This is a genomic window from Blautia sp. ZXY-1-B12, assembly GCF_056339915.1.
The window spans coordinates 1-6,372 of record NZ_JBWJVP010000309.1; the positions used below are offsets into that span (position 1 = coordinate 1).

At 43.4% G+C, this 6,372-nt stretch carries 7 protein-coding genes, 2 tRNA genes and 1 pseudogene; 1 reads left to right on the forward strand and 9 read right to left on the reverse strand.

Annotated features, from left to right (window positions below; all coding sequences use genetic code 11):
- Positions 1 to 158: 158 nt before the first annotated feature.
- The 8 genes and pseudogenes from AC075L_RS21435 to tsaE all read right to left on the reverse strand — a co-directional run bounded on the left by AC075L_RS21435 (position 159) and on the right by tsaE (position 5,059).
- Positions 159 to 248: transfer RNA gene (locus AC075L_RS21435), tRNA-Ser, on the reverse strand.
- A gap of 162 nt (positions 249 to 410) precedes the next feature.
- A tRNA-Ser gene (locus tag AC075L_RS21440) sits at positions 411 to 496 on the reverse strand.
- A 174-nt stretch (positions 497 to 670) separates the two neighbouring features.
- Positions 671 to 1,363, reverse strand: a complete 693-nt coding sequence (ispD, locus tag AC075L_RS21445; protein WP_055200951.1) for a 2-C-methyl-D-erythritol 4-phosphate cytidylyltransferase — start codon at positions 1,361 to 1,363, stop codon at positions 671 to 673.
- 1 nt (position 1,364) lies between these two features.
- Positions 1,365 to 2,384, reverse strand: coding sequence for a tRNA (adenosine(37)-N6)-threonylcarbamoyltransferase complex transferase subunit TsaD (tsaD, locus tag AC075L_RS21450; RefSeq protein WP_008705876.1), 1,020 nt, complete (start codon positions 2,382 to 2,384; stop codon positions 1,365 to 1,367).
- A 73-nt stretch (positions 2,385 to 2,457) separates the two neighbouring features.
- On the reverse strand, positions 2,458 to 3,366 hold the full coding sequence (locus AC075L_RS21455; RefSeq protein ID WP_008705877.1) for a ribonuclease Z: 909 nt from the start codon (positions 3,364 to 3,366) through the stop codon (positions 2,458 to 2,460).
- Positions 3,367 to 3,451: 85 nt separating this feature from the next.
- Entirely contained in the window at positions 3,452 to 3,889 is a 438-nt protein-coding gene (gene rimI / locus AC075L_RS21460) for a ribosomal protein S18-alanine N-acetyltransferase (RefSeq protein ID WP_008705878.1), read from the reverse strand.
- A complete protein-coding gene (gene tsaB / locus AC075L_RS21465) occupies positions 3,886 to 4,614 on the reverse strand; it encodes a tRNA (adenosine(37)-N6)-threonylcarbamoyltransferase complex dimerization subunit type 1 TsaB (RefSeq protein WP_055200953.1) in 729 nt (242 codons plus the stop codon). Before tsaB ends, rimI begins: the two co-directional genes overlap by 4 nt.
- A gap of 9 nt (positions 4,615 to 4,623) precedes the next feature.
- Positions 4,624 to 5,059: pseudogene (gene tsaE / locus AC075L_RS21470) on the reverse strand (tRNA (adenosine(37)-N6)-threonylcarbamoyltransferase complex ATPase subunit type 1 TsaE).
- 93 nt (positions 5,060 to 5,152) lie between these two features.
- Here tsaE and AC075L_RS21475 point away from each other — a divergent pair.
- A complete protein-coding gene (locus AC075L_RS21475) occupies positions 5,153 to 5,671 on the forward strand; it encodes a peptidylprolyl isomerase (RefSeq protein WP_020993454.1) in 519 nt (172 codons plus the stop codon).
- A gap of 54 nt (positions 5,672 to 5,725) precedes the next feature.
- Here the strand turns inward: AC075L_RS21475 and AC075L_RS21480 are convergent.
- Positions 5,726 to 6,372, reverse strand: a 647-nt coding sequence (locus AC075L_RS21480) for a YigZ family protein (protein ID WP_476388182.1), incomplete at its 5' end; no start/stop codon positions are given.

Consider the following 6,372-nt stretch of genomic DNA (forward strand, 5'->3'; position numbering starts at 1 on the left):
CTTTGCTATTTTAACATGTTGTCTTCTGTTTGTCAAGAACTTTTTTAATAAGTTTTTTCAAACTTTTTCAACATTTGTTCTTTTCAACAGCTTTTCAAGTTTATCATAACCTTTTCGCTTTGTCAAGAACTTTTTTACTTTCTTTTCCCAAGAAAGAACGGAGAAGGAGGGATTTGAACCCTCGCGCCGCTATTAACGACCTACTCCCTTTCCAGGGGAGCCCCTTCGGCCAGCTTGGGTACTTCTCCAAATTGCCCTAGATTCGTCGTTTCACAGAAACAACTTTCTTCACACTCTCGTGTCTTTATTTAGTTCTCTTCGTTTTCACCGAAGAACCTTTTTGCATTATATCACACTTTGTATTTGTTTGTCAAGTACTTTTTTCAAAACTTTTTAAGTGACTTGGCAAGCGGAGAGAGTGGGATTCGAACCCACGCGCCCTTGCGGACAAACGGTTTTCAAGACCGCCTCGTTATGACCACTTCGATATCTCTCCATATGTTGTTGACTGCGTTCGTTGTGTTCTCACCGCCGACGCAAGTGATATTCTAGCATCAATACCCGCATCTGTCAACAACTTTTTTACATTTTTTTCAATTTTTATTTTTATCTTCCCAGATTTCCCATAAAACCCGCTAAAATACGGCATTTTTCAATCACAAAACATTCTTTAATGTTTCAAAAATGCTTCCGCGATATCAAGATCCTCCGGTGTTGTGATCTTAATATTCTGATAAGATCCCTCTGCCAGAGCAACCTTTGCCCCTGTCTCCTGCTCTACTACCATGGCATCATCTGTAATTTTGCTCATATCTTTCTGACGAATGCTGTCATGAGCCTCACGTATCAGTGAATACAAAAAAATCTGCGGGGTCTGAATTGTCCACACACACTTTCTGTTTGGAGTTTCTTTTACATATCCCTCTTCATCAGAAAGTTTGACTGTATCTTTAGAAGGCATACCAATCACACATGCACCTGTTTCCTTCACTTTCTGCAGACCACGTTTAAGAATTTCTTCTGTCACAAAAGGTCTTGCACCGTCATGGATCAATACATATTCACAGTCTCTGCATTCACAAAGACCTGCATAGACAGAATCATAGCGTTCTTTTCCTCCCGGGATTACTGCCGATACCTTTGTAAATCCATATTTTTTCACGATTTCTTCTTTACAGTAGGAGATAGATTCCTCTCCTGTCACAAGAATAATATCCTGAATCAGCGGACTTTCCTGAAAACAGCGCAGGGAATAATACAGAACCGGGTATCCCTGTATCTCCAGAAACTGCTTCTGTACTTTACTGTGCATTCTTTTTCCCTGCCCTGCCGCCAGAACAATGGCCGTATTTCTTTCTGACATCTCAACGCTCTCCCAGTTTAAGATTCGGCACAGCATTCAGATCCCAGCCATGACGTGTACCTTTAATATATTCATAATAAGCAGCTACTCCGATCATTGCTGCATTGTCTGTACAGAAGATCGGTGACGGCCGATAAAAACTGTAATTATTTTTCTTACATGCTTCTTCCATTGCCGCTCTTAACGTTCCATTCGAAGCCACTCCGCCTGCAATTGCAATCTTAGTCATCCCATAATCTTTGGCTGCAAGCATTGTATGCTCCACCAGCACATCAACTACCGCTTTCTGGAAAGATGCTGCCAGATCTGCTCTGTTTATCTCTTCTCCGGTCATCTGCGCATGATTAATATAATTCAACACTGCTGATTTTACACCACTGAAGCTGAAATCGTACGGACAATCTCCAATTTTAGCTTTTGGAAACTCAATTGCATTGGGATTTCCCTCTTTAGAGAGCTTGTCTACCTTTGGTCCTCCCGGATATCCCAGTCCGATAGCTCTTGCAACTTTGTCAAAAGCTTCGCCTGCAGCATCATCACGGGTACGTCCCAGGATTTCAAATTCTCCATAATCCTTAACGATCACAAGGTGTGTATGTCCTCCTGACACGATCAGACATAAAAATGGAGGTTCAAGATCCGGATGTTCAATATAATTTGCTGACACATGGCCCTCAATATGGTGGACCCCTACCAGTGGAAGCTTCTTTGCATAAGCAATTGCCTTCGCCTCAGCAACGCCCACAAGAAGTGCACCTACAAGTCCCGGACCATAAGTGACACCAATTGCATCCAGATCATCAAGAGTTACATCTGCATCTGCCAGTGCCTGTTCAATTACCTGGTTAATCTTTTCAATATGTTTACGGGAAGCAATTTCCGGAACTACCCCACCGTATAAAGTATGAAGAGCGATCTGTGAAGAGATCACATTTGACAGAATAGTTCTTCCGTTTTTGACAACAGAAGCTGCAGTCTCATCACAGGAACTCTCAATTGCAAGAATTAATGTATCTTTCATTTTCTGTTCCTCATATATCCGACGGATAAGTCATCCGTTTTACTACTTGTACATAATCAGTTTCAGTGACATATTATTCCTCAAAATTCAATTCCAGACTCTTTCCGTCTTTTCCCGGATATGCATTTGGAAAAATTTCACGAACTTTATCCATAAACTCATCCGGTCTGACCAGAGACGGACTGTAATGTGTCAGCCACATCTCCTTTACCCGGGCATCACGGGCCAAAACCGCCGCCTCACGGAAAGTCATATGCTTGTATCCGCGTGCTTTGTCTGCTTTGTCATCTTCTCCGTACATTCCTTCACAGATAAACAGATCCGATTCCTTTGCATTTCGCAGGATAGATTCTGTTGGTCTGGTATCTGTTGTATAAGTAAGCCTGATTCCTTTTCTCGCAGGTCCAAGTACCATCTCCGGTGTATAGGTAATACCGTCTGCTTCGATGGTCTGCCCTTTCTGGAGCGGATTCCAGTATTTCAGTGGAATATCCTGCTCTTTCGCTCTCTCAGCCGAGAATTTTCCCTGGCGGAGAATCTCAAGGGTATAGCCATAACAGAGTACATTGTGGTTCACTTTAAAAGCCGTAATACGATAGCCATTTAATTCAATGACCTGCTCCGGCTGTGTAATCTCAATAAATTTAATTTCAAACGGAAGCTCCGGTGCAATGACGCGAAGTGCATTGACTACTCTCTCCAGACCTTTGGGACCTACCAGAGTCAATGGTTCTGTGCGGTCTGCATTTCCCATAGTAAGAAGAAGTCCCGGAAGCCCGCTGATATGATCTCCATGATAATGAGTAAAACAAATCACATCAATAGGTTTAAAGCTCCATCCCTTCTCCTTAATTGCTACCTGAGTACCTTCACCACAGTCAATGAGCAGACTGCTCCCGTTATATCTTGTCATAAGCGCAGTCAACCATCTGCGCGGCAGAGGCATCATTCCACCGGTTCCAACTAAACATACATCTAACATATATTCCCTCTATTTTCCAGCTTCCGGCAATTCCCTTAAAAGGTGTATGGTCCGGCTGCTGATTTTTTCTGCTTTCATTTCTTTTTCATTCGGGATGTCTGGTCATAAGCAGCGCATCCTCCACAGGATCACTGTAATATGCCTTACGTATTCCATCTCCGGTAAATCCCATACGTTCATAGAGACGGATTGCAGTCTCATTTCCCACACGTACTTCCAGATGGATTGTCGTAACCTCCCTCTCTGCTGCAAGGCGGATCAGGCTCTGCATCAGAAAAGCGCCAATTCCTTCTTTTTGTCTGTCCCTGCGCACAGCCACATTGGTAATATCTCCCTCATCCAGAACCATAAGAAGACCGCAGTAACCCAGAATCTTTTCTTTCTCTTCCACCACCAGAAACATGGCATCATCCCTGGTCAGAAAAGTAAAAAAACCTTCTTTTGTCCATGGCACATGAAAAAGATCCTGCTCAATCTCCATTACCTGATCCAGGTCATCCACAAGCATTTCCCGCAGGATCATATTTTTGTACCTGCCGGTTTCTGCTCTTTTTCTCTCTCTGCACGCTCACGCTCTGCCTGGGAAACGCGGAGATATTCCGGGATATGTTCCATAGCAGTCTCTGTGCGTCCTTCTTTATAATAAATACTGCCAAGAGCTGCCACTGCCGCTGCTCTCTGTTTATTTACATGAGCCGGTGCAAAAGAATACGGAACCTGCAGTTTCTCTGCGATCAGTTCACGAAATACAGGTACACCGTCTCCCAAAAATGTAACCATCTCTCCTCTCTGATTCAGTTCTTCCAGCAGTTCCTCGATCGGTGCTGCCCACTGTTCTCTCAAAGTCATAAGCTGATGCTCTTCAAATCTGTAAATTCCTGTATATACCTGCTTTCTTCTGGCATCCATGATCGGACAGATCAATCCCTGTGCATCATAAAGATTATATGCCAGTGCATCTACTGTCGGTACTGCTACCAATGGTTTCTTCAGGGCAAGTCCCAGGCCTTTGGCTGTTGCCGAGCCGATACGGAGTCCTGTAAAGGATCCCGGTCCCGCTGCCACTGCAATAGCATCTACGGATTCCAGTTCCAGTTCCGTCATCTTCACAATCTCATCTAACATCGGAAGCAAAGTCTGAGAATGTGTTTTCTTATAATTTACAGTATACTCAGCCAGTAATGTATCATCTTCCACAACTGCTACAGATGCAACAATTCCTGAGCTGTCCAAAGCTAAAATTTTCATTTCTACCTCCTAACTGTTCTCCGGACCAATCACTGTAATCCTTCTATAATCAAAGCCTTTCTCCAGATCTTTCTCTATGGTTACTTTGATCAGCTTTTCCGGAAGGATTTCTTCAATCAGATCAGCCCATTCGATCAGACAGATTCCCTGTCCGAAGAAATAATCGTCATATCCGATTTCTTCCATTTCCTCAATGTCACCGATACGGTAAACATCAAAATGATATAAAGGAAGACGTCCGCTTTCGTATTCCTGAATGATCGTGAATGTCGGGCTGCAGAATAGGCTCTGTGATTCCAAGCCCTGCCGCAACTCCCTGGGTAAATACGGTTTTTCCAACTCCAAGATCACCTGTCAGAGTATAAATCTGACCCGGTTTTGCATTCTCTCCGATCTTCTTTCCCACCTCAAATGTTTCCTGTGGTGTTTTTGTCTCTATAATCATCTTTTCCACCTTTTTCTTGCAGAATTGTTCTTTGCATATTATAATAGAGCGAACAGCGAAATACAATACTTTTTGAAAAGGAGACTTGAAACTATGGCAAATCCGATAGTTACAATTACCATGGATAATGGCGATGTGATGAAAGCAGAATTATATCCTGAGATTGCACCGAATACAGTTAATAACTTTATCAGTCTTGTAAAAAAAGGCTTCTATGACGGACTTATTTTCCATCGTGTGATCAACGGTTTCATGATCCAGGGAGGATGCCCGGACGGAACAGGTATGGGCGGTCCGGGATACAGCATTAAGGGTGAATTCACTCAGAACAGATTTAAAAATGATCTGAAACATACTGCAGGTGTTCTTTCCATGGCACGCGCCATGCATCCAAACTCAGCAGGAAGCCAGTTCTTTATCATGCACAAAGATGCTCCGCATCTTGACGGTGCTTATGCTGCATTCGGCAAGATCACTGAAGGAATGGATGTTGTAAACCGTATTGCAGAAGAAGATACCGATTACAGCGACCGTCCGCTTGACGAGCAGAAAATCAAATCCATGACAGTAGAAACTTTCGGTGTTGATTATCCGGAACCGGAGAAATGCTGATTCGCTGACTGTTTATGCCCCATGCAGTTTTCAGGCTGCATGGGGCATATTTCATCAGTCCGTAAATACTTTCACTTCACCGTCAATCACTGAATAGTAAATATCTTTCTCTTTCTTCATCTTCGCTCTTCCATTTGTTCCCTCGGTGATTGCTTTTTCTACAAATGCAATCTGATCCGCCGGAACCAGCAAATGCAGAACTACCCTGTCAGTGTATTCAGAATCAAGGATCGGTAATTTCTGTTCTCCGGCAATATACTGGATCTTGCCTATCCCGGTATAATCCGTAACTACTTCCATAGAAATTCCGTAGGTTTTCTCAATCACTGTGCTGGCGGCAAGACCTTCCTGCAGACTCCTGGAATATGCTCTGACAAGACCTCCTGTTCCAAGAAGTATCCCTCCAAAATATCTGGTAACTACTGCTGCCACATTATAAATATCTTCCCCCAGGATTACATCCAGCATTGGTCTTCCCGCAGTGCCTGACGGCTCACCATCGTCACTGCATCTGGTATATTCCCTGTTCTTTCCCACCGAATATACATAGCAGTTATGTCTGGCATCCCAATATTTCTTCTTCATTTCCTCTATAAAGGCCAGTGCCTCCTCTTCGGTCTGTACAGGACGCACTGTAGCAATAAATCTGGATTTCTTTTCCACGATCTCGCCTTCCCCGCCCTCGTAAACTGTCTTATATT